The following is a 24987-nucleotide window of genomic DNA, read 5'->3' on the forward strand; positions in this document are numbered from 1 at the left end:
AAAAGTACAGTATGGTTTCTCTCCACTCCTATCCTACTCAGCTACTTCACTAAAAGTAGCTACCACCCGGGGCTTTACCCGGGTGGTCTTTTTTTTGTTTTCCAATACTCCTCTTTACCTTACTCACCTACCCCATATGTGGGTTGATAAAATACATCAATATTTCACCAATTATTTGGTTGTCCTATTAAAACACATTATTATATAATTAATTTTTTCAATAGATAGGGGGCAGGAAATGAATAGTAAGTGGAACAAGGCTGTATATAAGATTTGGTCTCCAATTTATGATAACTTTTTCAATTCAGGTAGCTTCCTCAATTCTAGAAAGATCATATTTCAAGAAAAGTCATTTAATAGCGAGCAAAAAATACTTTTTGTAGGTGTAGGAACTGGAGCAGATTTAGAATTAATAAATCACTACGGGCTGGATATTACTGCCATAGATTATTCACCTGAAATGCTTAACAAAGCAAAAGATAAATTTGCCAAAACATCCATAAAATTCTTGGAAATGGATGCTCAACAAATGAATTTTATGGATGAGCAATTTGATATAGTAGTAGGAAGTTTAATTCTCTCAGTAGTACCTAACGCAAATAAATGCTTCGATGAGATGGTGCGGGTTTTGAAAAAAGACGGGGAAATTATTATTTTCGATAAGTTTTCTCCTAAAGGAAAAAAGCCCTCATTATTCAAAAAAACGATAAGGCCCGTTATTAAGGTGTTAGGAACCGATATAGGGTTGAATTTTGAAGAACTGTTTGAAACCCAAAAAACAAAACTGCGGATCAAAGAGGATGCACCTATAATGTTCAACGGTATGTATAGAAAGATAGTAATTACAAAATAACGCGTAGCTCCACTACCTCTTCAAGTAACAAAAAAGCGAGCGAAGAGAACCTTCACCCGCTTTAGATCTTTTCTTACTACTTCACTCCCAGAAAGTGTGGTGCTTTTAAGGCGGTCCATAGCGTAGAGGTTCATTTGAATCTGGAGAAGCGGAGCACTCGCCTTTGCCTGCGGGATTTTCCCCTTTGTACATATATTCAGAAAATCCGCAGACAACAGCGATCGTAAGATCAAATGAATCGCGGAGCGCAGTCCCTCCTTTAACGAACACTCATACTTTCTTCACCCTTTATACCACCACTTTATAGCCCATCGAATCCAGCAGTGTCTTGGCACGCTCCCAATCCTGCTCTTGACGGAAGGAAAGCCGCATGATGCCTGGGACATCCTCCCGGCTTTCGATGATTTGCATATTGCTCAGATTAATGCTGTGATTCCCCAGTTCCATAGCAATTCGCCCGATAATCCCTGGGGTATCCGGTACATCAATATACAGATCAAACGTAGAGACGATGACTCCTTTACGACGCTCTGGCAGTTCACTGCGGAAGTGCCCAGCTGTTAAAAACTCGTCAGCGATTCCCTCACCGTCTTGTATTCTCAGTAAATGGGTAAAACGCTCAATCTGTCCGTTCCATTCTTCCAACAGACCTAGTAAAACTTCACGATTGCTCAGTAAGATGTCCCGCCACACAACCGGATCACTAGAGGCTATCCGTGTAATATCACGGAACCCACCGGCAGCCAATGTACGGTACAACGGATTTTCATCATTGTGCTTTCGCACCTGATTCACCAGCGCTGCTGCAATAATGTGCGGAAGATGGCTAATCGCACCGACAATGTCATCGTGCATAGCTGGTTCGACACGCACAACATGAGCATTAGTATATTTTAATAAACGTTCCAGCGAGCAGTATGCTTCCTCAGGCACACCCTCTGCCGGGGAAAGCACATAATATGCATTTTCAAACAGCAACGCGGAAGCAGCCTTTACACCGGAACGCTCCGAACCAGCCATCGGATGACCACCGATAAAGTAAGCATTGCGCAAAGAAATTTCTGATGCTTTTTTGGCAATTGCCGATTTCGTGCTGCCTACATCGGTGATAATACAACCCGCTTTAAGCGGTAGCCTGCTTAACAGTTCGAGATAATACTCCAATAAGCCCACAGGTACGCATAAAAAAATAAAATCGGCATCCTCTGCCGCTTCTTCAACCGAAAGAGTCGCGGTGTCCACGACACCACGGCTTAACATCGGTTCCATCAGTTCAGGGAGATGGGCATGGCCGACAACCGAAATATCCGGCTTCCCTTTAAAACAAAGTGCGAGGGACCCACCTATCAGTCCCACGCCGAAAATGGCAATCTTCATCAATTATCAAATCCCATCTGCGGAAATTATAGGCGTACTTTCGCCGCTTCCGCCCCCAGGACCTGTTCCAGCGCACGAATAAACAACTCATTTTGCGGTTGTGATCCAACGGACACTCTAATATATGTCGGATATTTGTGATGACCTGCGCGAATAATCACACCTTTACGAAGCAACTCCTGGAATACCTCACCGGATGGACGACGTACGTCCAGCATTATAAAATTACCATGTGCTGGGAAAGACTCCAATCCCAGACGCTTCAGCTCATTTTGCAAATAAGCTCTGCCCTCTGCATTACGATCCCGGCATTCTTGAACAAATTCCTGATCTTCCAAAGCAGCAATGGCCGCAGCCTGTGCTACCCGTGAAGTATTAAACGGTTCACGAACCTGATTTATCAAGCGAATAATTGACTCGGTTCCCATACCATACCCGATGCGCAGCGAAGCTAGGCCATAGATTTTGGAGAAAGTGCGCAGTACAACCAGGTTTTCATACGCTGCCAACAGACGAATGCCGTCGGGATACGAGCGATCCGTCACAAACTCGGCGTAGGCTTCATCCAGCACAACCATGATATGCTTTGGTACTTGGTTCAAAAACGAAATCAGCTCCGCTTCGGGTACAATCGTGCCCGTCGGATTATTTGGATTACAGATCCAAATAATTTTTGTACGGTCATTGATGTGGGACAGCATAGCATCCAAATCATGTACACCGTCACGCAAAGGCACCTCAACTGCAACCGCTCCCTCAATTTCCACGTTACTTTTATACACGGAAAATGTCTGATCGGCCATAATGCTTTCTTCCCCAGGAAGGAGGAAAGCACGCGTAATCAACGCAATAATTTCGTCAGATCCGCAGCCATAGATAAACTGATCCTCTTTTAAACCCGTCCGTTTAGCTAATGCCTGTGTCAAAGCTACCGCACTTCCGTCAGGATATACACTAATGTTAGCAAACTCCTGTTGAATGGCCTGCAATACTTTAGGAGAGCTACCATACGGATTCTCATTCGAGGCGAGCTTGATGACTTCATCGAGTCCCAGCTCACGTTTTACGTCTTCAATCGGTTTACCGGGCTGATATACTGGCAAATGTACAATATGCGGTTTAGGTTGCATGCCCCTACCTCCTCTATCCAATCAGAACTATATTTACTACTTTATATTTTGACACCCATTATTGCTTTAATTGTGCCACAAAATTATGAATTTGCAAAAGACCTTCTTGCCTGCGTGCAGAATCATTCAGTAGCGGAATGGCCTCCTCTACCTGACGTACAATAGCACTACCAACTACAACACCATCGCAAATATTTGAGAAACGGGTTACCTGCACCTGAGTAGAGATCCCGAAGCCCACCGCTACCGGAATATCCGTATGCCGTTTGACCTGCGCGATAAAGCCCTCTATACCTTCAAAAAAGGAAGCTCTTTCCCCAGTTACACCCAGCGAGGATACACAGTATACAAATCCACGTGCCTGACGGACAATTCGCTCGATCCGCTGTTCAGACGTTGGAGCCACCAGAGGAATCAGATGCACACCCACCTCAGCTGCCCGTCCTCCCAGCTCCTCCGCTTCCTCAAGCGGAAGGTCCGGAATAATAAGACCGCTGATACCGTGCTCCTGCAAGCCTGCAAAGAAAGCATCCATCCCCATCTGTAATACAGGGTTATAATACGTGAACAGAATAAAAGGCAGGCTTGAACCTGCCGCCCTAGCCAGAGAAGCTGTCTCCATGCACGTGCGGATGGAAATTTGCCGTTTCAGTGCACGCTCAGACGCGCGCTGAATTACAGGTCCATCAGCCAGCGGGTCGGAATAGGGTACACCCAGTTCCAATATGTCAGCTCCGGCCGACTCTAACTGCCGAATGATCTCTATCGTCGTATCCACATCCGGGTCGCCTACCGTCAGAAAAGGAATTAATGCCGTTTTGCCTTCATTTTTAAGGCGATCAAACGCCTGATCAATTAAATTCATGACGGATTTCCTCCCAAATACTTGATAATGGAGTCCACATCTTTATCCCCGCGTCCAGACAAACAAATAACGATAATATCATCTGCCGTCAACGTGGGTGCCAGCTTGACAACCTGCGCAACTGCATGTGCCGACTCTAATGCAGGAAGTATTCCTTCGGTACGGCAGAGGAGCTGAAGCGCATCCAGCGCTTCCTGATCCGTGATCGGAACATATTGGGCCCGCTCAATATCTTTCAGGTATGAATGCTCCGGTCCAACACCTGGATAATCCAGTCCAGCCGAGATGGAATGCGCAGGTTGCACTTGTCCGTACTCATCCTGAAGCAGATAACTCATAGAGCCTTGGAAGACCCCTTGTGTTCCCTTGGTCATCGTAGCTGCATGGAATTCTGTTTCGACACCTTTTCCAGCGGCCTCCACGCCAATCAAAGCGACACCCTGATCCTCAATAAAAGGATAAAACATGCCGATGGCATTGCTTCCGCCACCGATCGCTGCCACGATGACATCCGGCAATCTGCCTTCCTTCTCTAGGATCTGGCGACGCGTTTCATCACCAATCACGCGTTGGAAGTCCCGCACCATCATTGGATATGGATGCGGGCCGACAGCTGAACCCAAAATATAAAACGTATCATGGACATGGCTGACCCAGTAACGCAAGGCTTCATTACCAGCATCCTTAAGTGTACGTGTACCCGATGTCACTGGAATGACCTCTGCACCCAAAAGCTGCATCCGAAAGACGTTCAACTGCTGGCGCACAGTATCCTCTTCGCCCATAAACACCTTGCATTCCAATCCGAGCAACGCAGCCACAGTTGCTGTCGCGACACCATGCTGTCCTGCGCCTGTTTCAGCAATAACCTTCTGTTTACCCATACGCTTCGCCAGCAATCCCTGAGCTAATGCATTATTGATTTTGTGGGCGCCAGTATGGTTTAAATCTTCGCGCTTCAAGTAAATTTTAGCCCCGCCCAAATGCTGGCTCAGACGTTCCGCATGATAAAGCGGGGTTTCCCGACCAGAATAGTCTTTCAGGAGCCCGTTCAACTCTGCTTTAAACTCGGGATCATCCGCGTACTTACGGTAGGATTCCTCCAATTCAATCAGTGCGTTCATCAACGTTTCCGGTACAAAACGTCCTCCAAATGTTCCAAAACGTCCGTTGTTATCAGGTAATTGTGTCATGCCTGCTTCACCCTTTCTACGAATGCTGTGATTTTTGCAATGTCCTTGACTCCGTTCGTCTCTACACCGCTGGATACATCCAGCCCTTCGGGATGATACTCATGAACCAGCTTTTCCGCATTATCAGCAGTCAGCCCGCCGGCTACAAACAAAGGAATTCCATGTTGATGGGTCCAAGCCTGATAGGCAGGAATTCGATCCCACGCAAACGTTTTTCCAGAACCGCCACCATACAGGGGATCGTATGTATCGAGCAGTAAAGCATCAATTGTTCCGACATAGGCATCCAATTCGTCCGCCGAGCGTTCTCTCTGTCCTTGACTGTCCACAGACCATGCCTTGAATACCTGTATACCAAAATACTCCCTGATTTCCCGACAGCGCTCTGGACTCTCCTGTCCATGCAGCTGTATGACATCCAAGGGTGCTTTCTCCATCACATCATTTAACAGTGCATCACCAGGGTTCACAAATACGCCCACGCTGCGCGGTCTGCTGCCTGAGGTCCATTCATCCAATACGCGAAGCAGCTCTCCAGCCTGTACGCCGTCAATCCGGCGCTTGCTGTCGGCAAACACAAAACCTATATAATCGACCGGTAAGTTTACCATAGATTTTAGCACTTCAACGCTTTGAAGTCCACAAATTTTTACGCCCGTTTTGTTCATACTTTAATCCCGTCCATCAATTCGGTTACAGCCTGTCCCACATCTTCCTTGCGCATCAGATGCTCCCCTACCAGGATGCCGTGTGCACCCACCGAATGCAGATACTTTACATCTTCCGGTCCAGCAATTCCGCTCTCACTGATGAACGTAATCCCTTTAGGAATTAGTGAGATCAGCTCCTCCGTCGTCTGGAGACGAGTCTCGAATGTTCGCAGATTTCGGTTATTTACGCCAATCAAGGTTGCTGTCCCCAGCTCCAGCACCGCTTTAAGCTCCTCACTGTCATGCACCTCTACCAATGCGTCCAGCCCAAGGTTCTTGGCGATTTGTAAAAAGGACCCTAATACACGCCGTTCCAGTATAGCGGCAATCAACAGCACCGCATCCGCTCCCAGCAAACGAGCTTCATATATTTGCCGTTCATCAATGATAAAATCCTTTCGCAACAGCGGAATCTTCACCTGATCGCGAATCTGCTGTAAATATTCAGGACTTCCCTGAAAATACGTCACATCTGTCAGTACAGAAATGCAATCCGCTCCTGCTCCCTCATATGCACGTGCAATGTCCACCGGATGGAAATCCGGTCGAATCAGCCCTTTGGATGGGGAAGCCTTCTTCACCTCAGCAATCAGTCCGAGCGGACGGTTGCGTCCGCTCGCGATCGCATTTTCGAATCCTCTCGTCGCAGGTAAATCAGCAATTAATCGTTCAGCTTTACTTATTTGAAAATGCTCCTTAAGCTGCTCCACTTCTTGTCGCTTCGTCACCACAATTTTATCAAGATACATATTGATATTCCCCCGTTGCCTGTATTAATTGGTCCAGCTTGGAAAGTGCCCGTCCAGAGTCAATGGCTTCGGCCGCTCGTGCTACTCCGTCCGTCAAGGTAGCTGCTGTGCCTGATACATAAATGCACGCTCCTGCATTCGCTAACACAACATCCCGATAAGCTCCATGCTCTCCGTTTAAAATTCGTCGTATGATATCTGCGTTAACCTGTGCGTCACCGCCCAGCACCTGATCAAGAGAATGCGTCTGCAAGCCCAAATCCGACGGATGAAGCTCGAACGTGTGAACCTTGCCGTCCCTTAGCTCGGATACTCGTGTCGCAGCTGAAATGCTAATTTCATCTAGTCCATCCAGACTACTGACAACCATGGCCCGTTTGGAGCCTAGCCGGTTCAATACCTCGGCAATGACTTCCGTTTTGCTGGCGTCATAAATGCCCAACAACTGCCGATCCGCACCAGCCGGATTCGTCAATGGACCCAGCATATTGAATACCGTCCGCACACCCAGCTCGCGGCGCGGCGCGGCGGCATGCTTCATAGACGGATGATACAGCTGTGCGAATAAAAAGCAGATGCCGATTCGGTCCAGACATGACCTAGCCTGATCACTCGTCAAATGAATGTTGACTCCCAATGCCTCCAGGACATCAGCGCTCCCGGCACGGCCACTTGCAGAACGGTTGCCATGCTTTGCTACCCGTACAGACACCGAAGCTGCGATGATTGCGGATATCGTGGAAATATTAAACTTGTGAATCCCCGAACCTCCAGTACCACATGTGTCCAGCAGACGACCGTTGCCTTCTTCAGCTTGCACTGGACTAGCGTAGCTACGCATAGCCTCGGCAAAACCAGTGATTTCATCTACCGTTTCCCCTTTGAGGCGAAGAGCCGTCAGCAGCCCGCCAATTTGCGCCTGTGTAGCACTTCCACTCATAATCTGTTCCATTACGCTACGGGCCTCCGTACGCGAAAGATGCTGTCCCTCCATGATCCGGCTTAACCCCACTTGCATCATGTCATGTCGTTCCATTGTCGTCTCCTCCTCAAAATCAGATTTTTGCGTGTTACGGAGTGTACAAATAATCCTGGTTGATGACGCTGTTATAGGGCTGTGTCGTTGCCGGGAACATCACTTCTGCCGTGCGGATTGCCTTCAGCAATGCCTTTGCTTTGTTCACCGTCTCCTGATACTCGCTTTCCGGAACTGAGTCCCACACAATTCCAGCGCCTGCCTGGACATAAGCCCGGTTCTTTTTAAACACAATTGTGCGAATCGTAATGCAAGCGTCCATATTGCCCGAGAAGCCCAAATATCCAATCGCCCCTGCATAGGGTCCACGTGCTTCCCGCTCCAACTCAGCAATAATCTCCATGGCCCGCAGCTTTGGTGCCCCTGATACGGTACCAGCTGGCAGACAAGACAGGAAAGCATCGAAGAAATCTTTGTCCTCACGTAGCTCACCTGACACATTGGATACAATGTGCATGACATGGGAATAGCGTTCAATCTCCATAAACGTATCGCATTTGACTGTGCCAAACTGTGATACACGGCCTAAATCATTTCTTCCCAAATCGACCAGCATCAGATGTTCTGCACGCTCTTTTTCATCGTTTAACAGTTCTTCAGCAAGTGCCGCATCTTCTGTCTCCGTTACCCCACGCGGTCTCGTTCCTGCAATAGGACGGGTTTCTACCCGGCCGTTTTCCACCTTGACGAGTGCCTCAGGCGAAGTGCCTACGATGATCTCGTCATCCATTTTCAAATAATACATATATGGCGACGGGTTCATCGTGCGCAGCACGCGGTATACCTGTAAAGGAGAGGCCTCTGTATCAATGTGAAAACGCTGGGATAGTACAACCTGAAAAATATCACCGGAGCGGATATACTCCTTCGCCTGCTCTACGTTTGATATAAACTGTTCCTTCGTCACATTGGATTGAATCTCACCCAGTTCCACATCATCTGGAATGGAGGCCGATCCTAATCGCTCAGGCTGAGGCTGCTTGCGCAGATACTGTGCCGTTTCCTCCAACTTGCGTTCTACATCAGCATAAGCAGCACGAATGTCCTCATCACGGAACCCTTCGCCTATATGGACATTGCCGACCAGCAAAATTTGCTGTTTCACATGATCAAAGACAATGACTTGATCGCAGAACATAAAACGAATATCATCCATATTCAAATCATCTACCGAGTGCTCTGGCAGCTTTTCATAGTATTGAAGCAGGTCATATCCAAAAAATCCGATAGCCCCGCCTGTAAATGGAGGCATTTCTTTCAGTTTCGGACTGCGGTATTTACGAAGCAATGCTTTGAGCGCTTCAATCGGCTTGTCGTTTAATATTTGTCGTTTACCGTGTTGTTCCAATATTAAACGTCCTTTTTTACCCGAGACCATTAGAAACGGGTCTGTACCGATGAATGAATGTCGCGCCCACTGTTCGCCTCCCTCTACACTCTCTAGCAGAAAGGCACGGTCCCGCTCGGCATACCGACGGAAAATCCGAATCGGCGTCTCCATATCAGCCAGCACTTTTTTGTACACAGGAATCAGGTTAAATTCACTCGCCATCGTTATCACTTGCTCCACATGCGGCGTTAACATGAGATCACTTCCTTTCCAAATTGGCGCAGAACCAAAGGAGAGAATATAAGAAAAACGTCTATCGACGTACCTTCACGGAGGCCAGACCGCGTGTAGCGGAAGTTTTTCTTGCGATTATAGAATTGTTCAGCTCCGCTGAAAATTTTATAAATTCTATAATCGTAAAAAAGCCTCTACCGGTAAGGTAGAGGCTGTCAGTTATTGAAATTATAAGAATGCTCCATATGTAAAATGACTACAGCAAATTGATAAGTATACACTCATCCCTTTGGTTTAACCGCGCAGGTTGCCTCAAATAAGCTTCTCTGTAGAAGAATATCTCTTCATAGACAAAAGCTTACCCGCTACCGCCGATCTCTGTAATCTCATATGGAATTGGCTAAGGCTGCACTCTTCTCATCTCAACTCTGTCTCTGGCTAACTCTACTCTACTCTACTTAACTCTGCTACACACACTATATCTCATGGGATGTTACTTTGGCAACCATCAACTTAAAAAACAGGCACTTATTTCCCTTGGGAAGCTAGATCCGGTCTTAAGGCCTGCGCTCCGTTCAAATATACATGTTTCATTTCCCGCTGGGATTTATCAGTGTTCACCTGTACCATCAGACGGATGCACTTGGGCAAACTACCTGCCACAGGAACTTCTAATGCACACATGAGCGGAACCATATCCCAGCCATCAAGCTGACGAATGGCCTTGGCTGGAAAGGCAGTATCCAGATCATGAGTCACCGTAATCCATACGTTACTAATATCCTCTGGCTGAATTTCATTGTAGGATACAATTTCCTCCAGTAGTTGGCTTGTTGCTTCCAAAATTTCATTTTCTTCATTATTCGCTACGGTCGTCGCGCCACGAATTCCACGATTGTACATCGTTACACCCCCTGTTTTAACTGTTCAATAACTCTTCGGATGTAAGAGACGGAAATATCCTTCACAACCTCCACGTGCCCGATGCTACGTGGGACGACAAAAGTAATGCTGCCTTCTTTGAACTTTTTGTCATGCATCATCGCGTCCAGCAACCGATCTGTATCGAGATGTGACGGAAGGGAGGTCGGTAGCCGTAGTGAAGACAACATATCCTTCGTTGCATCTACCAAAGAAGGATCTGCCCCCAGCTTCACGCCCAAAAGTGCGGAGCCGACCATTCCAATCGAAATGGCTTCCCCGTGTAAAAACTCACCATATCCCGCAATAGCTTCAATCGCATGACCAATCGTATGACCTAGGTTTAAAATAGCGCGCAAATCATTTTCTCGTTCATCGCGTGACACCACTTCGGCTTTAATGGAACATCCCTTTTCCAGACCGTACTCCAGAGCTGTCGCATCCAGTGCAAGCAAATCAGTCGCATGGTCACGGCACCACTGGGCGAAATCAGCATCCCAGATCAAGCCGTGCTTGATCATTTCAGCAAGCCCCGCAGATACCTCACGAGGAGGCAGTGTAGACAACGTATCTACGTCATACAACACAAGTTCCGGTTGATGGAAAGCTCCTATCATATTCTTCGCCAAAGGATGGTTGATGCCGACCTTACCGCCCACGCTACTGTCATGGGCCAGAATCGTAGTGGGGATCTGTACAAACTTGACACCTCTCATATAAGAAGCTGCCACAAATCCAGCCAAATCACCCACGACACCACCCCCAAGTGCAATAACGGCTGAATTGCGATCCAAGCCGCCCTCAATGGCTGCTGTTATGACCTGCTCAAATACAGCAAGCGACTTGGAGGTTTCACCTGGCTTAACGACAAAGGACACTGTCTTGTAGCCAGATGCCTGAAGATTGCTCTCCAATGTTGCCAAGTAGAATCCCGCTACATTTTCGTCAGAAACAATCAACAACGGGCTTTTTTGCGCAATTCCTCGTTCCTTCAACAACTCTCCGGCTCGATATAACAGTCCTCGTCCAATATGAATAGGATAAGAACGTTCGCCAAGCTGTACCGTCAGCGTACTCATTTTAGTACCGCCCCAATTGTTCTTCGTAGGATGCAATATTCGCACGAATCTCTTCAATCGAATCCCCGCCGAATTTTTCTAGCAAAGCTTTTGCAATCTCCCAAGCTACCACATGCTCCATAACTACGCTAGCCGCAGGTACTGCACATGCATCCGAACGCTCAACCTGTGCAGTGAACGCCTCCTTCGTATCAATGTCGACGCTTTGCAGAGGCTTGTAGAGTGTGGGGATTGGCTTCATTACGCCACGAACCACAACTGGCATTCCATTCGTCATGCCCCCCTCAAAACCACCCAAACGATTGGTACGACGGTGATATCCACGTTCCTCATCATATAGAATCTCGTCATGCACCTGTGAACCGCGCAACTCTCCTGCTTCAAAACCGATGCCGATTTCCACGCCTTTAAATGCATTAATCGACATGACGCCTTGTGCGATACGTGCATCCAGCTTCCGATCATACTGTACATGACTGCCCAGACCAATCGGAACACCTTCTACAATACATTCCACTACCCCACCGACTGAATCACCTTCTTGCTTGATCAGATCAATATATGCTTCCATTTTCTTTTCGGTTTCTGGATCGGTTACTCTCACCGAGGAAGCTTCTGTCACCGCAATCAGCTCATCAATCGGCAAATCGCGGTAAGGAGCTTCGATTTCCCCAATACGAATGACCTGACCTGCCACCTTGATTCCGAACTCAGCCAGCAATTGACGAGCCAAACCGCCGCATGCCACACGAATTGCTGTTTCACGTGCGCTGGAGCGCTCCAGCACGTTACGAAGATCCTTCAGGTTGTATTTCATTCCGCCATTCAAATCCGCATGACCCGGACGTGGCCGGTGAACCCGACGCTTTTCTTCATCACTGCCTTCAATAGGTTCAATATTCATAATGTTCTGCCAGTGCTTCCAATCGTTATTTTCCACAACCAGTGCAATCGGTGCACCCGTGGTGTATCCGTGACGTACGCCTCCAGCAATCTTCGCCGTATCTTTTTCAATCTGCATACGCCGACCCCGTCCATATCCTTTCTGACGACGGTGCAGCTGAAAATTCAATTCCTCAAAATCCAATTTTAAATTGCTCGGCATACCCTCTACAATGGCAGTTAGCTGGGGACCATGCGTTTCCCCCGCGGTTAAATAACGTAAACTCATGACGCGTTCCCCCTTTAAACTGTTAAACTGTGCATCGCTAAAATCTTTAACTGTGCTTCATTATAGTATACGCACCTTTCTTTGACAAGAAAAGCCACGTGTATGCAGATAAACAAAAACACGCCTCTTAGCCAAAGGGGCTAAAGGACGTGCTTTGCTAATAAGCCAACCATCAATTACTCAAAGATATAAATAAGTCCCTATAAAACTTTGGATGATGTATGCAGGCTTATGCTTTTTTGCGATAAAAAAAGGTTTCCGTCGATTCCAGACCATATTGGTTAGGAGAAAAGATTTGCTCTGTGCTACCGACAAACAATACTCCGCCGGGACGAAGACTGGCTGCAAACTTTTGATACAACGTATGTTTGGCCTCTTCTGTAAAATAAATCATTACATTTCGACAGATAATGAGATCATAGCCATCCTCAAACCGATCCAGCAGCAAGTTTTGCTTTTGAAATTTCACGGCTTGTTTCAAACGGTCATCAATTCGATACATCGCACCATCCGGCTTAAAATATTTGCTAGCTACCTGCTCAGGCACATCCTTGAGCGAACGCTCCAAATATTTGCCTTCCTTGGCTTTTGCCAATGCACCATCATCAATGTCGGAAGCCGTAATGGAGCAATTCCCCAAAATCCCTTTACCGTCGAGAACCATAGCCAAGCTATAAGGCTCTTCACCAGTCGAGCAGGCCGCACTCCACAGCTTAAGCTTCTGCTTCCCCACAAGCAGTTGTGGCAAGATTGTATCTCGCAGCACTTCCCACCGATTGGGATTACGCCAAAATTCCGAAACATTGATCGTCATCCGATCCAGAAATTCATAGAATAGAGGTTTTTCCTTCATCATGGCATCATAAAAAGAAACAAAACTGGGAAACCCGTTTTTGTTGCGAAGCGTAGTTAACCGCCTTTTCATCTGTGCTTCTTTGTATTGTGCAAGATCAATACCTGTGCTGTCCTTGATTTTGCGGATAAACGCTGTGTAATCGGGGTCCGTCTGACCCAGTTCCATATCCGTCATGCTACCATCCTTCTTCATACGTAATTAAACTTACACCCAGGTCGCCACACTTTTTTCATACCGAACGGATTCTTCCGGCATGAAAAAATTTGCAATCTCGCGCTCTGCGCTCTCCGGTGAATCTGAACCATGAATGAGGTTAAACGGTGTATGTGCTGCAAAGTCTCCACGAATTGTGCCCGGAAGAGCTTCGGTTACTTGTGTTTTACCAATCAACAAGCGGGAAAGCGTAACGATGTTATCCCCTTCCCATACCATAGCAAACACAGGGCCTGATGTGATAAAACCTACAAGCTCTTCAAAAAAAGGCTTGCCCACATGCTCCGCATAATGCCGTTCTGCCTGTTCTCTTGATACTTGTACAAGCTTGCCAGCCGCCATTTTAAAGCCTTTGTCTTCCAGACGACTAATGATACGTCCAATCAATCCACGTTGTACACCATCCGGTTTAACCATCAAAAAAGTACGATCCATCGGCTCACTCCCAATCCAATCTAATGTATTTATACAGTACTAAACTGTATTGTAACAGAAAGCTTGGAACTGGTTAAAGCATTTTGTCACAGCAAACCCAAAACACAACTTTAGTAGGAGCGGCGTGTTACAAAATGAGCAATATCGCGTAGCGTCTTTTTTGTTTTGACATCTGGTAGTAAGTCCAGCGCGTTTAGCGCTTTATTAATATATCGGTCGGCGAGAATTTCAGCTTTAGCGATTCCTTCACTTTTTTTGATTATATCCACCGCTTTGCGTGCGTCTCCTAGCCCATCTCCATCCTGAATGCGGCGGATTTCAGCCAGTAGATCTGCACGCAACTCAGGCTGTTCGAGCGCATAAATCACCGGAAGCGTAATATTCCCCTGTCTCATATCGCTGCCCGGCGGCTTTCCGATCTTTTTTTCTGTTCCGCACAGATCAAGCAGATCATCCTGAATTTGAAAAGCCATACCTACGTTATAGCCGTAGCTGTACAGCAGGGAATTGACACTTTCCTGTGCCTCTGCAGCCATAGCTCCCAGCTGGCAACTAACCGCAATTAATAAAGCCGTTTTGCGCCGTATGCGAAGCAAATAATTACGCACACTCTGATCCACATTAAAAAAATCACGAATTTGTTCCATTTCACCAATGGACATCTGCACCAGCGCTTTAGACAGTACCCGGTGAATGTCGGGATTCGGCAATCCAGCAGCAATAGACAGCGCACGTGCATATATGTAGTCTCCGGTGTACATAGCCACCCGATTGTCCCATTTGGACTTCACGGTGGGTTGACCGCGTCTCATTTCCGCATCGTCAATCACATCGTCGTGAACGAGAGAGGCAGAATGAATCAGTTCCAGAGGTACCGCTATACGCTTGAGCTTGTCCAGATCATATTCTCCAAACTTGCCTCCCAGCAATACAAATACGGGACGCAAACGCTTGCCCCCTGCTTTAAGCAGATGAAGCGACGTATCATTAATCAACGGCTCCGTACTATCGATACTGCGGTACAACTCTTCTTCTATAAAGTTCATATCCTTCTTTAATAAACCGAACAAATCCAATCGTTTCATTCTTTCACCCGTGTCAGCGTATTGTCACTCCAGAGAAGCGGCTTTACTCGTCGGTCAAGCAGCCCCAGTTCATGCGCATACTGAAAGTAAAGCTCTAAACCTTGTTGTTGCTTCTCTCCAAAATCATAACACAGATTAGTAAAGTAGCGCTCCCAATAATCTCGCAGACCTCCAATTTCCTCGCATGCTTCAGAAATAACAGACGTCAAGTCCGACAGACTACGCTGCTTGCTTGCGCGGAACGCACTCGCAGTTTCAGCCACCGCTGCGGGATTTTGAGCAGCAACAGCACGTCGTACTGCCCATACAGCAAAAGTCATACTGTAGCCCGTCCAGCGCTTCCACTCTTCTCCGAGGTCCGTAACATACAGACCTTCGTTTCGCCAAGATGCCTTAATCGCGTGATCTCCAATCAGTAGCCCCGCATCTGCCTGTTCCAGCATCAAGTCAAGATCCGGTTCACAGTCAAAATAGGAAGGCTGACCTTCCCATGCCTTTTGCATCAAAATTTTCAACAAATTCACGGATGTAGCAGAGGTATTTGTTAGTGCAATGGTTCCGTTTTTGATTTCGTCCAGCGGCTTGCGTGAAAATAGTAAAATGGATTGCACAGGACCATCTGCACTGACGGATAAATCCGGCAACAGTAGCATTTCCTCAGCACCGGATGCATACGCAAAGGAGGACATCGCACTGATATCCAAACTCCCATTCAACATACCTTGATTCAATTCAGCCGGAACTTTAGAAACCATCTCCGCCGAATGGAGAAGCTCAGAAGGATTAAAATAATGAAAAATAGGCCAAGCGTTTGTATATTTAATTTTTCCGATTGTGATTGTCTTGGTGTCCGGTGTCGGCATCGGAATCCCCCCATCTCGTAAACAGTTGATGTTCTATACGCAAGCTGTCCAATACTTTGCCTACGAGGAACAGCACAATATCATCCAGCGTCTTCGGATGAAAGTAAAAAGCCGGCATGGCCGGAATCATTTTGACGCCAAGTCTCGCAAGCTTAAGCATGTTTTCCAAATGAATGGCATGTAGAGGCGTCTCACGAGGTACAAGGATCAGCGGACGACCTTCCTTCATCATCACGTCCGCTGCCCTCGCCATGAGATTGTCGGACGAACCGTGTGCTACTGCTGACAACGTCCCCATCGAGCATGGCATGATAATCATCGCATCCACCAAATAAGAGCCGCTCGCAATCGAAGCTCCAATATCTGTGAACGGATGGTATACAAGAGAACCGGGACGGCCTCCGAATTGTTCATTCAAAGCCCCTTCCCGGTCAGTTACATTCCAGCCCAACTCCTCTTTCAACACCCGCCAGCCAGCATTAGACACGATCAGGTGAACTGTGTATTGCAAGTCCAGCAGAGTCTCTACCAGTCGCACACCATAAATGCTTCCGCTCGCGCCTGTAATGCCAATAATGATTCGTTTGCCTTGATGTTCGCTCACCTGATTATTCATTAGTATTAACGCACCACCAAATCAATCAGTGTAAAGGCAAATACGACAGTGCTAAGTACACCGTTCATAGTAAAGAATGCCGTCTGCAAACGACTCAAATCTTTTGGAGATACGATATAGTGCTCATAAAATAAAATAATGTACGAAATAATCATGCCCGCCAGATACCACCAGCTTAAATCTGCAATAAAGAACAGTACAATAAATCCGATCGCCGTAATGACGTGAAATGCCCGAGCGATGTTCAATGCACCTGCTACACCAAAACGGGCAGGAATAGAATAAACTCCTTCGTTTTGGTCAAAATCTATATCCTGACAAGCATAAATAACATCAAATCCAGCCGTCCAAAATGCGATCGTTAGATACAGAACGATAGCGGTCAAATCTATTTGTCCCGTTACTGCAACCCACGCGCCTAGTGGCGCCAAACCAATGGTCAGACCAAGTACAATATGGCAAAGCCAAGTGAAACGCTTGGTGTAAGAGTAAAAAACGAGCATAAAAAAGGCCAGCGGGAACAGCTTGAACGCCAGCGGACTTAACTTGAATGATGCCCAGAATAACAACACCAGACTGACGATAATGAAAATTACCACTTCGCTTGATTTAAGCAACCCTGCCGGGATAGCGCGTCCTGCTGTGCGCGGATTTTTCCCATCAATCACCCGGTCGATCATACGATTGAAGCCAAAAGCAGCGCTGCGTGCGCCAACCATAGCTAGCAGGATCCAGCCGATCTGCGGCCACGAGGGAAGGTTGCCTGTCACGACAACTGACCCCAATACAGCCCCCATGAATGCAAATGGGAGCGCAAATAACGTATGTTCAATTTTAATCATTTCCAAAAAAATAGCAATTTTCTTAAACATGCTGACTCTCCTTGATTCCAATGTGCAATGCCGCAATGCCTCCGGTGAGAGAATGAGCCTGAACATCCTTCAATCCGACTTCACGGAAGATGCCAGCCAACTCATCCCTTCCAGGAAAAAGCGCCAACGAATCAGGGAGCCATTTATACTGCTCATAACGTTTGGCGAACAATTTGCCGAGCATGGGCAAGATGTGTTGAAAATATGTGTAGTAAATTCCCTTGAACGGCTGCCAAGTAGGTTTGGACAATTCTAGACATACGACCTGCCCGCCAGGTTTGACGACTCGTTGCATCTCCTGTAACACGTGGCGCAGATCAGGTACGTTGCGCAGACCGAAACCAATCGTTGCATAATCAAATGAATTATCTTCAAAAGGCAGTTCCATCGCGTTGCCCTGAACAAGCTTAATTTGCTTTTCACGGGATTCTGATATAATTTTACGCTCGCCAACATTGAGCATGTTCTGACTAAAATCGAGTCCTACGATGTGACCACTTTCACTTGCTCGCGCCATCGCAAGCGTCCAGTCACATGTACCACAGCAAAGATCAATTGCCGTATCGCCGCGACGCATGTTCATTTTTTTCATCGTAAATTTCCGCCAAGCCTTATGTCTGCGAAAGCTCAGTATATCGTTCATCAAATCGTATTTACCTGCTATGCTTTCAAACACGCCATGAACGAATTGCTCTTTCGGCTTGGTGTCGCTTGATCCCATCACGTTCACCTAACCTTCCCTCACAACTGGGTGCGGACTATTTAGCAGCTTTAGGAAAGGCTCAAGCATGCGTTCAAATTCCTCGATCCCCGTATTTTGGTCATCTGACAGGATCTGCCGGATGTGTGTAACAGCCGTGCGAAGCTTGTCCAGTATCGCATCCTCGGCTTTGTATTTCAGAACAAGCTTACGCCATGCTTCAGTGTCAGTACCACTTTCTGAAAGCAACGCTTGCTCGTTCCGGTCTCCGTTACCATAAATATGCCAGAACACATATCCGAAACGGGACTTGCCCGGTTCTGTCCGCTTGCCCCATTCCTCCACCAAGGTATCACAGAGGGCAAATTTGTTGAGAAGCTGCTTCCAAATTTCCTGATCCTGTTCTGCTATAAGTGAAGTGAATGATAAAAAAAGCTCCTTTTTGAAACGAACCATCTGAGTTAAATACTGAGTTGCATCCAAGCGGAATTGCTTCATTCCCCAGTACAGACTCATTTTCCCTGCGTTCACTTCACATACAGCATCACTCAGCTTCGAAATGGCCGTAATGCGGCCTGCCAGTGCAAGCAGCTGATAAAAACGACTGCTAAAATAGTCCCCAGCTAACACTTTCAGCTGTCTGGAACGCATCTCCTCCGGGCTCCGTATACCGGATAAAGTATCAATCATATCATGCGTATCCAGCCCCATCTGCACAAGTGAGGTTACCAATGCGTACAGTTCGTCCTCACTGGCATGCAGCTCCTGCGCATTCCGGTTCAAAAACACAAACATCAAACGGGTACGGCTGTCAGGAAAAGCCGGCATTTCCGTATGTTGTTGAATCATGTCGTATTCCACATATTTCCTTGCTAATTGGGGTACGCGATACGGTTTCATCCTAAGCCTCCGAGACATGACTTTCTGCTATACTCAAATAATTGCAATGCCTTATATTATATCACAATTTAAAATGATTCGCGACTAAAGTACTGTAGGTCCACCGGCAGAAACATCTAATCTGTATATACACCGTTAAACCTGTTTTGCCACATGGGCGTTACTGTAATGCGGAAACGGGATTTCAAATCCTCTGGCAATTCCGCGCCTTCCCGGCTTCTCAGCTGTTCCAATGTCTCGTTCGTCCACTCGTTCCGGCGTATATCGGATGCAAGCAGCAAATGACGTTCTCCTGACCATTCGTCCTGCGTCACCACCCGAAGCAGCAATTGCCGCACATTCGTCGTTCCGTAAAAGCTAAAAGCGGCAATCTCCGCCATGTTTTGATAAATCTCTAGCGGGGCAGTTTCTTCCTTGGACAGTTTGACATCCAGGGTCAGGACTGAATGTTCCCAGCTTGCGCTTGCAATCGGTGTAGTCAACGGTAGCTCATTCAGCGTATCCACCAGATTGTCATCTGACAGCAGCACCCGTTGCTGAGGCGAAATCGTCGCCTGTGTCTCACGAACTGCTGCGGTTCCTGAGTCCAGCACTTGTAAAGACGGCAGCAACACAGCTGCTGCGATGGTTATGAGAATGGAGCCACCGAATACAATCCAAGGTTTCATCAGAGCCTCCCCTGACCTCTACCTCATAATGTGGGTTTGCTACGGTAAAGGTCCTCACTCTCATTCTACAACAAAAAAAAGCAGGCTATGCCTGCATTTTAATCCTCCGTATCTACTACCCCGTGCTTAGTCATCACAACGGCTTTGCCGCGAATTTTAATAGCAGAAGTATGATCCGTAAATTGGACAATCAGTACCTCGCCCTTGTCCAATTTTTCTGAATGATGCAAGCGTGTATCCTGGCCTCTGGTCAAACCAAATACCTGACATCCGTTGCTTTTCGCTTTAATTACGACGTACTCACTGCTACCCGTCACGTTATCTTCCATATCCTTTTCCTCCCTGAGAGCCGAAGCTATACTTTTTATGATGGAGATTCAAGCTTGTTTTGTCAACTACATGCTTCCCGTGCTCCTGCAATAATTAGCATGTCCCGAGCCATACTATCCGTGCAGTCCCATCTATTAAAGAAAGGAACGGATCTGATGAAAAACTACCTTCCCGCCAATCTCAGTCCTGCCCAAATCGAACGGCTTCAACAGCTGGAGCATGAATTTGCCGAGCTAACAGGTGAACCCCTAGTGCTGATCGCTTATGCCTCGCGAAACGGCAGGGCAGCTTCCTCTTCTCCAGTCCATAGCACCCCTACCACGAAGTAAACAGGACAAAAAGAAAAGGCCGTGAATCAAATTCACGGTCTTTTCAGCGCATTGGAAATATGTAAGAAATCTTATTTAATTCCGTCTTTAAGCGCTTTACCCGGTTTAAATGCCGGAATTTTGCTCGCAGGAATTTCGATTTCTTCTCCTGTTTGCGGGTTACGTCCTTTACGTGCGGAACGTTCACGAACCTCAAAGTTCCCGAAACCTACCAGTTGCACTTTATCTCCGCTTTGCAACGCTCCAGAGATCGCCTCAAATACTGCATCGATTGCTTTGGTTACGTCCTTCTTGGACAATTCAGTGCTTTCAGAAACCTGATTGATCAAATCCGTTTTATTCAATATATTCACCTCCCAATTCAAGTGTAGTCCAGCATTTAGGTTATCGGTGTTAATGACCGATATGAGGTCGCCTGTATAAAATAACCCGGGCGGCGTACTGCCTTCCATAATGTTATCATCTGTTTCCGTTTCGTCGTTAAATATACATAGAATATACCTAACCTCCGCAATATAGGCCGAAACTGGCGTTTTATGGCACCCTGCTTGCGTGGAACAAGGTTTATAGTAATACAGTCCACAGACAATTTCAAGTACGACGACGCTTTAACACATAAAAAGTAACGGCCAGCGCAAGTACCAGCACTACTCCTTTGACAATATCATGGGCGAAATATTGCACATTCATCATCGTTAGTCCATTAACCAACACACCGATCAAAACTGCACCAATAAATGTACCAATGACATTGGGTTTACCAGCACCAAAGACCGAAAAACCGACGAATACTGCAGCTACCGCTTCCATGAGCAAGGGGGAACCCGCGTCAATTTGGCCTGAGCCTACGCGCGAGGCATACAAAATACCGGCAATCGACGCAAATACACCTGAAGCAACATAGGCCAGAGTACGGACTTTTTTTACCCGTATACCCGACAGACGAGCAGCTTCCTTATTTCCACCCGTTACATACATTTGACGCCCATGCTTTGTATAGGTCAAGAAAACATGCACTGCCGCCACAGCCAGCAACAGTAAAATAACCGAAATCGGGATACCCAACCATTTACCTTGCCCCAGCAAAAGAAATGCAGGAGATATCTCCCCCGGCGCCTTGCTACCATCGGGAAACTGCATATGATTATATATGGTATAGCCCTGTGCGTACGTTTTGTGAATCCCGCTTACAATATACATGATTGCAAGGGTTGCGAGCAAATCAGGAATACGCAGTTTAATGATCAATAATGAATTCAACAGTCCTACCAAAGCGCCGACAATCAGAGACACAATAATGACCACCGCAACAGGCTGCTCATACCAGACCATTAAAGAAGCGGAAACGACCGTTGTCAAAGATACTGTAGCTCCCACCGACAGGTCAAAACCGTCCACGATAAGTGACAATGTCACACCAATGGCAACGAAAGTCACAATGGCAATCGAGCCAAGAATGTCCATTAAATTATCATAAGTCCAGAAATAAGGTAATGTAGATGAAAAAAACGCCAACACACCTATAATGACAACTACGGCACCGTAACGAAATGAGACGTTTAACCATTTTTCCTTCATGAATGCACCTCTTCACCCCCGCTGGCATACAACAGAAGCTGTTCCTGTTCCACTTCGCCCCGAGCAAATTCCTTTATAATTTTGCCATCATACATCACTGCAATCCGATCACCAATGCCAATCCCTTCAGCAAATTCACAGGTTAGATAAATGATCGCTTTTCCTTGCTCCGCCAACTCACCAATGATACGGAAAATATCACTTTTTGCCCCTATATCTACACCCTTGGTTGGCTCGTCAAAAACAAATACATCCGCTCCGGAATGCAGCCATTTCCCAATAGCAACTTTTTGCTGATTCCCGCCACTTAAATATTTAACATTCTGACGGAGCGATGGTGTCTTAATACCGAGAGAGGCGACAATCCCATTACCGTTATTTCGTTCTTTACGTCGACTGATGAAACCAAGGACACTCAGTTTGCCCAAAAGCGGAAGACTAAGGTTTCTTTCCACACTCTCCTCAATTAGCACCCCCTGCTTACGTCGCTCCTCGGGTATGGACACAATTCCTTGAGCTACCGCATCCGCTGGTTCCCTCAATCGAATGGAGCGACCTTTAAAGGTCAGCTCTCCCTTATCCGGCTTGTCTGCTCCTGTAAGAAGTCGTGACAGCTCTGTCTTGCCTGCACCAACCAAACCCACAATAGAGAGAATTTCACCACATCGGACCTGTACATCAATGCCGTGCACTCGTAATCCTTTGTGAAGCCCTTTCGCTTCCAATACCGTTTCACCAATCGGTACCTCTGTTTTTGGGAATTCCTCCTCAAATGTTTTCCCAAGCATATGCGTAACGATGTCACCTACACTTAAATCAGACGCAGGTCCCGTGAACACGCGCTCACCATCACGCATCACCGTAACACGGTCACTGTGTTCGATAACCTCCGGCAATCGGTGTGTGATGAGGATACATGCAACTCCCTCATCCTTGAGTGTATGGATTGTGCGGAACAAACGTCGCGTTTCTTCTTCGCTGAGCGGCGCCGTAGGCTCGTCAAAAATGATGGCATTGGCTTGCTGTGTCAGAATGCGTGATATAAGTACAAGCTGTTTTTCTGCCAACGTCAATTCAGACACATATCGTCGCACGTCAATATCTATCTCCAGACGTGCTAATGCCTCACGCGCTCGTCTGCGCATAGAAACCGGTGCAGTCCACCATCGACCATCAGGGGCTGACAAATCGTCCATTACAATATTTTCAGCAACAGTTAACTGTGGTACAAGCGCTGAATCGACCTCCTGATACACACAGTGAATTCCCGCTCTTTTGGCCTCCCACGGTGAACTAATGTTCAGTTCCTTGCCACCAACTACGATAGCTCCCTGATCGGAATGATACGCACCGGACAGAATCTTCATCAATGTACTTTTCCCTGCCCCGTTGGCGCCCAGCAGAGCGTGAATCTCGCCACCCTGCACTGTAAAATCCACGGCTCGCAGCGCATCTACACCAGCAAACTGTTTGCTAATTTTCTTCATTTCCAATGTATATACTTGTGAACTCATGGTGCCCCCTCACGCCTGCTTATGATAAAAGCGCGCCGAAGCGCGCCTTTGCGTTATGCAAACATTTTATTTGGACGTTTCATATTCCTTCATCCAATCCTTATAGCCCTGTTCGCTTTGGCCCCAGCCCTTCACATATTGGGACAGCTCGGATGTGGAAATTTGCTTATCCGGCAACGCTTCGCGTTGCACATATACAGCCTTCAGTACGACTTTCTCCTCCGGATTATCCCCATGCAGCTTCTGATATGCATAGCGCACTTGTACGCGCCCGATATCTGTTGGATCTACGGCTGCCGAGGCCACCCAAGGATTTTTCGGGTCTTGGATCATTTGCAAGTCCTCGTCGCTCATGTCAATGCCGTAGACTTTAATTTCCGTACGTCCCGCTTGTTGGATGGCACGTGCTGCGCCTTTGGCAAATTCATCCCATGCCGCCCAGACGGCTGTAATTTCGCCCTTAGGATATTGCTTTAATACAGCTTCCATTTTGGCTTGCGTATCCAACGCAGGATTCTGAGCCGAACCAAAAGTCGCAATTTCTTTAATATCCGGATTGGATTTCAAAAATGCACCATAAGCAACCTGACGACGTTCCATCGGCGCAAATCCGGCAACCCATACTTTCACAATGTTGCCTTTGCCACCGATATCCTTCTTCATTTGCTCCAGCGTTAGCTCAGCCATGCTTTGGTCATCCTGTGAGAGCACTACCGCACCCGGAACATTGACGGCAGCATCGAACACGATAACTGGAATATTGCGGGAAACTGCTTTTTTCAACCCTGTTTCCAGTAATGCATCACCGTGATCAGTCAAAATGACATCAAACTGCTGGTTAATCGCACTATCAAGCAGAGAAGCCATTTTAGCCTTATCGTTATCTGCCACAAACTTAGTCAGCGTACCGCCAAATTTTTCAACTTCCTCTTCCACACCTTGAACATACTGTTGCGAAAATGTGCCCGTGTTAAACTCCATGATCAACGCAACCCGTTTACCCTTTAGATTTAAGTTGTCCGTTTTTTCGTTTGTTGTATTCGATTCCGCAGTGCTTGTCCCTTGAGTGCCGCTCTCTGTTTTCGGCACGCCACATGCAGTGACCAGCAAAACCAGCACCAGTAGCATGATACCTCCCAGTCCTAGCTTTTTGTGTCTTTGGAACTCTTTTTGGATATCCATGATTTCATTTCCCCCTCGTTCAACCACAAAATGATTCAAATTTGATACTTAATATATCGCTTTAAACCAAGTATGTAAATAGGTTTTATTAAATATAGAAAATTTTCCGGTTTTATAGGCCAACACACAACAAACAACCGCCCCCCCGATTGAATACCGGAAAACGGTTGCTGCTTAAATTTGAAATCAAGGCGGAGC

General features: G+C 46.9%; 27 protein-coding genes. 2 read left to right on the forward strand and 25 right to left on the reverse strand.

The window, feature by feature from the left end; all coding sequences use genetic code 11:
* The first annotated feature begins 238 nt into the window (after positions 1–238).
* Positions 239–853, forward strand: coding sequence for a class I SAM-dependent methyltransferase (locus G9G53_RS08845; protein WP_165146967.1), 615 nt, complete (start codon positions 239–241; stop codon positions 851–853).
* Positions 854–1141: 288 nt separating this feature from the next.
* Here G9G53_RS08845 and G9G53_RS08850 read toward each other — a convergent pair whose 3' ends face one another.
* The 21 genes from G9G53_RS08850 to mtrB all read right to left on the reverse strand — a co-directional run bounded on the left by G9G53_RS08850 (position 1142) and on the right by mtrB (position 20185).
* Positions 1142–2230, reverse strand: coding sequence for a prephenate dehydrogenase (locus G9G53_RS08850; protein ID WP_069012433.1), 1089 nt, complete (start codon positions 2228–2230; stop codon positions 1142–1144).
* A 26-nt stretch (positions 2231–2256) separates the two neighbouring features.
* A complete protein-coding gene (gene hisC / locus G9G53_RS08855; protein ID WP_165146970.1) occupies positions 2257–3360 on the reverse strand; it encodes a histidinol-phosphate transaminase in 1104 nt (367 codons plus the stop codon).
* A gap of 58 nt (positions 3361–3418) precedes the next feature.
* Complete coding sequence (gene trpA, locus G9G53_RS08860; protein ID WP_165146973.1) at positions 3419–4225, reverse strand: tryptophan synthase subunit alpha; 807 nt, start codon at positions 4223–4225, stop codon at positions 3419–3421.
* Entirely contained in the window at positions 4222–5418 is a 1197-nt protein-coding gene (gene trpB, locus G9G53_RS08865) for a tryptophan synthase subunit beta (RefSeq protein WP_029517344.1), read from the reverse strand. The genes trpA and trpB overlap by 4 nt, the downstream gene beginning before the upstream one ends.
* On the reverse strand, positions 5415–6086 hold the full coding sequence (locus G9G53_RS08870; RefSeq protein ID WP_165146976.1) for a phosphoribosylanthranilate isomerase: 672 nt from the start codon (positions 6084–6086) through the stop codon (positions 5415–5417). Before G9G53_RS08870 ends, trpB begins: the two co-directional genes overlap by 4 nt.
* Complete coding sequence (gene trpC, locus G9G53_RS08875; RefSeq protein WP_165146979.1) at positions 6083–6877, reverse strand: indole-3-glycerol phosphate synthase TrpC; 795 nt, start codon at positions 6875–6877, stop codon at positions 6083–6085. The genes G9G53_RS08870 and trpC overlap by 4 nt, the downstream gene beginning before the upstream one ends.
* Positions 6867–7913 (reverse strand): anthranilate phosphoribosyltransferase, encoded by a 1047-nt coding sequence (trpD, locus tag G9G53_RS08880; protein WP_165146982.1) that lies wholly within the window; start codon positions 7911–7913, stop codon positions 6867–6869. Before trpD ends, trpC begins: the two co-directional genes overlap by 11 nt.
* Positions 7914–7947: 34 nt before the next feature.
* A complete protein-coding gene (trpE, locus tag G9G53_RS08885) occupies positions 7948–9498 on the reverse strand; it encodes an anthranilate synthase component I (protein ID WP_165146985.1) in 1551 nt (516 codons plus the stop codon).
* Positions 9499–10005: 507 nt separating this feature from the next.
* Entirely contained in the window at positions 10006–10380 is a 375-nt protein-coding gene (gene aroH, locus G9G53_RS08890; protein ID WP_069012693.1) for a chorismate mutase, read from the reverse strand.
* Between the two features lie 2 nt (positions 10381–10382).
* Positions 10383–11477, reverse strand: a complete 1095-nt coding sequence (aroB, locus tag G9G53_RS08895; protein WP_165146988.1) for a 3-dehydroquinate synthase — start codon at positions 11475–11477, stop codon at positions 10383–10385.
* 1 nt (position 11478) lies between these two features.
* On the reverse strand, positions 11479–12648 hold the full coding sequence (gene aroC, locus G9G53_RS08900) for a chorismate synthase (protein WP_013310720.1): 1170 nt from the start codon (positions 12646–12648) through the stop codon (positions 11479–11481).
* A gap of 229 nt (positions 12649–12877) precedes the next feature.
* Entirely contained in the window at positions 12878–13678 is an 801-nt protein-coding gene (locus G9G53_RS08905) for a CheR family methyltransferase (protein WP_023989169.1), read from the reverse strand.
* Between the two features lie 30 nt (positions 13679–13708).
* Complete coding sequence (ndk, locus tag G9G53_RS08910) at positions 13709–14152, reverse strand: nucleoside-diphosphate kinase (protein ID WP_029517337.1); 444 nt, start codon at positions 14150–14152, stop codon at positions 13709–13711.
* 110 nt (positions 14153–14262) lie between these two features.
* Positions 14263–15237 (reverse strand): polyprenyl synthetase family protein, encoded by a 975-nt coding sequence (locus tag G9G53_RS08915; RefSeq protein WP_029517336.1) that lies wholly within the window; start codon positions 15235–15237, stop codon positions 14263–14265.
* Positions 15234–16100: a menaquinone biosynthetic enzyme MqnA/MqnD family protein gene (locus tag G9G53_RS08920; RefSeq protein WP_029517335.1), complete on the reverse strand. Its 867-nt coding sequence runs from the start codon at positions 16098–16100 to the stop codon at positions 15234–15236. Before G9G53_RS08920 ends, G9G53_RS08915 begins: the two co-directional genes overlap by 4 nt.
* The gene (locus G9G53_RS08925; RefSeq protein ID WP_039271063.1) at positions 16057–16716 is read right to left on the reverse strand and encodes a UbiX family flavin prenyltransferase; all 660 of its coding nucleotides are present in this window, start codon (positions 16714–16716) and stop codon (positions 16057–16059) included. The genes G9G53_RS08920 and G9G53_RS08925 overlap by 44 nt, the downstream gene beginning before the upstream one ends.
* A 5-nt stretch (positions 16717–16721) precedes the next feature.
* On the reverse strand, positions 16722–17588 hold the full coding sequence (locus G9G53_RS08930; RefSeq protein WP_029517333.1) for a UbiA-like polyprenyltransferase: 867 nt from the start codon (positions 17586–17588) through the stop codon (positions 16722–16724).
* Positions 17581–18309, reverse strand: coding sequence for a demethylmenaquinone methyltransferase (locus G9G53_RS08935; RefSeq protein ID WP_039271329.1), 729 nt, complete (start codon positions 18307–18309; stop codon positions 17581–17583). The genes G9G53_RS08930 and G9G53_RS08935 overlap by 8 nt, the downstream gene beginning before the upstream one ends.
* A gap of 9 nt (positions 18310–18318) precedes the next feature.
* On the reverse strand, positions 18319–19188 hold the full coding sequence (locus tag G9G53_RS08940; protein WP_039271060.1) for a heptaprenyl diphosphate synthase component 1: 870 nt from the start codon (positions 19186–19188) through the stop codon (positions 18319–18321).
* A 116-nt stretch (positions 19189–19304) separates the two neighbouring features.
* The gene (locus G9G53_RS08945; protein ID WP_165146991.1) at positions 19305–19856 is read right to left on the reverse strand and encodes a hypothetical protein; all 552 of its coding nucleotides are present in this window, start codon (positions 19854–19856) and stop codon (positions 19305–19307) included.
* A gap of 98 nt (positions 19857–19954) precedes the next feature.
* Positions 19955–20185 (reverse strand): trp RNA-binding attenuation protein MtrB, encoded by a 231-nt coding sequence (gene mtrB, locus G9G53_RS08950; protein ID WP_013310730.1) that lies wholly within the window; start codon positions 20183–20185, stop codon positions 19955–19957.
* Between the two features lie 156 nt (positions 20186–20341).
* Here mtrB and G9G53_RS08955 point away from each other — a divergent pair, with 156 nt between their 5' ends.
* Positions 20342–20515: a hypothetical protein gene (locus G9G53_RS08955; RefSeq protein WP_165146994.1), complete on the forward strand. Its 174-nt coding sequence runs from the start codon at positions 20342–20344 to the stop codon at positions 20513–20515.
* Positions 20516–20586: 71 nt separating this feature from the next.
* Here the strand turns inward: G9G53_RS08955 and G9G53_RS08960 are convergent, their stop codons facing one another.
* The 4 genes from G9G53_RS08960 to G9G53_RS08975 all read right to left on the reverse strand — a co-directional run bounded on the left by G9G53_RS08960 (position 20587) and on the right by G9G53_RS08975 (position 24789).
* Positions 20587–20859, reverse strand: coding sequence for an HU family DNA-binding protein (locus G9G53_RS08960; protein WP_013310732.1), 273 nt, complete (start codon positions 20857–20859; stop codon positions 20587–20589).
* Between the two features lie 247 nt (positions 20860–21106).
* On the reverse strand, positions 21107–22093 hold the full coding sequence (locus G9G53_RS08965) for an ABC transporter permease (RefSeq protein ID WP_165146997.1): 987 nt from the start codon (positions 22091–22093) through the stop codon (positions 21107–21109).
* On the reverse strand, positions 22090–23607 hold the full coding sequence (locus G9G53_RS08970; protein WP_165147000.1) for a sugar ABC transporter ATP-binding protein: 1518 nt from the start codon (positions 23605–23607) through the stop codon (positions 22090–22092). The genes G9G53_RS08965 and G9G53_RS08970 overlap by 4 nt, the downstream gene beginning before the upstream one ends.
* Positions 23608–23673: 66 nt before the next feature.
* Positions 23674–24789, reverse strand: coding sequence for a sugar ABC transporter substrate-binding protein (locus G9G53_RS08975; protein WP_165147003.1), 1116 nt, complete (start codon positions 24787–24789; stop codon positions 23674–23676).
* Positions 24790–24987 lie beyond the last annotated feature (198 nt).

Origin of the sequence: Paenibacillus sp. EKM206P, from assembly GCF_011066155.1 — a bacterium.
Classification (GTDB): Bacteria; Bacillota; Bacilli; order Paenibacillales; family Paenibacillaceae; genus Paenibacillus; species Paenibacillus polymyxa_D.

Coding starts and splice junctions, on each gene's coding strand:
- G9G53_RS08845 (WP_165146967.1), top strand. CDS start 239: ATGAATAGTAAGTGGAACAAGGCTGTATATAAGATTTGGTCTCCAATT.
- G9G53_RS08850 (WP_069012433.1), bottom strand. CDS start 2,230: ATGAAGATTGCCATTTTCGGCGTGGGACTGATAGGTGGGTCCCTCGCA.
- hisC (WP_165146970.1), bottom strand. CDS start 3,360: ATGCAACCTAAACCGCATATTGTACATTTGCCAGTATATCAGCCCGGT.
- trpA (WP_165146973.1), bottom strand. CDS start 4,225: ATGAATTTAATTGATCAGGCGTTTGATCGCCTTAAAAATGAAGGCAAA.
- trpB (WP_029517344.1), bottom strand. CDS start 5,418: ATGACACAATTACCTGATAACAACGGACGTTTTGGAACATTTGGAGGA.
- G9G53_RS08870 (WP_165146976.1), bottom strand. CDS start 6,086: ATGAACAAAACGGGCGTAAAAATTTGTGGACTTCAAAGCGTTGAAGTG.
- trpC (WP_165146979.1), bottom strand. CDS start 6,877: ATGTATCTTGATAAAATTGTGGTGACGAAGCGACAAGAAGTGGAGCAG.
- trpD (WP_165146982.1), bottom strand. CDS start 7,913: ATGGAACGACATGACATGATGCAAGTGGGGTTAAGCCGGATCATGGAG.
- trpE (WP_165146985.1), bottom strand. CDS start 9,498: ATGTTAACGCCGCATGTGGAGCAAGTGATAACGATGGCGAGTGAATTT.
- aroH (WP_069012693.1), bottom strand. CDS start 10,380: ATGTACAATCGTGGAATTCGTGGCGCGACGACCGTAGCGAATAATGAA.
- aroB (WP_165146988.1), bottom strand. CDS start 11,477: ATGAGTACGCTGACGGTACAGCTTGGCGAACGTTCTTATCCTATTCAT.
- aroC (WP_013310720.1), bottom strand. CDS start 12,648: ATGAGTTTACGTTATTTAACCGCGGGGGAAACGCATGGTCCCCAGCTA.
- G9G53_RS08905 (WP_023989169.1), bottom strand. CDS start 13,678: ATGACGGATATGGAACTGGGTCAGACGGACCCCGATTACACAGCGTTT.
- ndk (WP_029517337.1), bottom strand. CDS start 14,152: ATGGATCGTACTTTTTTGATGGTTAAACCGGATGGTGTACAACGTGGA.
- G9G53_RS08915 (WP_029517336.1), bottom strand. CDS start 15,237: ATGAAACGATTGGATTTGTTCGGTTTATTAAAGAAGGATATGAACTTT.
- G9G53_RS08920 (WP_029517335.1), bottom strand. CDS start 16,100: ATGCCGACACCGGACACCAAGACAATCACAATCGGAAAAATTAAATAT.
- G9G53_RS08925 (WP_039271063.1), bottom strand. CDS start 16,716: ATGAATAATCAGGTGAGCGAACATCAAGGCAAACGAATCATTATTGGC.
- G9G53_RS08930 (WP_029517333.1), bottom strand. CDS start 17,588: ATGTTTAAGAAAATTGCTATTTTTTTGGAAATGATTAAAATTGAACAT.
- G9G53_RS08935 (WP_039271329.1), bottom strand. CDS start 18,309: ATGGGATCAAGCGACACCAAGCCGAAAGAGCAATTCGTTCATGGCGTG.
- G9G53_RS08940 (WP_039271060.1), bottom strand. CDS start 19,188: ATGAAACCGTATCGCGTACCCCAATTAGCAAGGAAATATGTGGAATAC.
- G9G53_RS08945 (WP_165146991.1), bottom strand. CDS start 19,856: ATGAAACCTTGGATTGTATTCGGTGGCTCCATTCTCATAACCATCGCA.
- mtrB (WP_013310730.1), bottom strand. CDS start 20,185: ATGGAAGATAACGTGACGGGTAGCAGTGAGTACGTCGTAATTAAAGCG.
- G9G53_RS08955 (WP_165146994.1), top strand. CDS start 20,342: ATGAAAAACTACCTTCCCGCCAATCTCAGTCCTGCCCAAATCGAACGG.
- G9G53_RS08965 (WP_165146997.1), bottom strand. CDS start 22,093: ATGAAGGAAAAATGGTTAAACGTCTCATTTCGTTACGGTGCCGTAGTT.
- G9G53_RS08970 (WP_165147000.1), bottom strand. CDS start 23,607: ATGAGTTCACAAGTATATACATTGGAAATGAAGAAAATTAGCAAACAG.
- G9G53_RS08975 (WP_165147003.1), bottom strand. CDS start 24,789: ATGGATATCCAAAAAGAGTTCCAAAGACACAAAAAGCTAGGACTGGGA.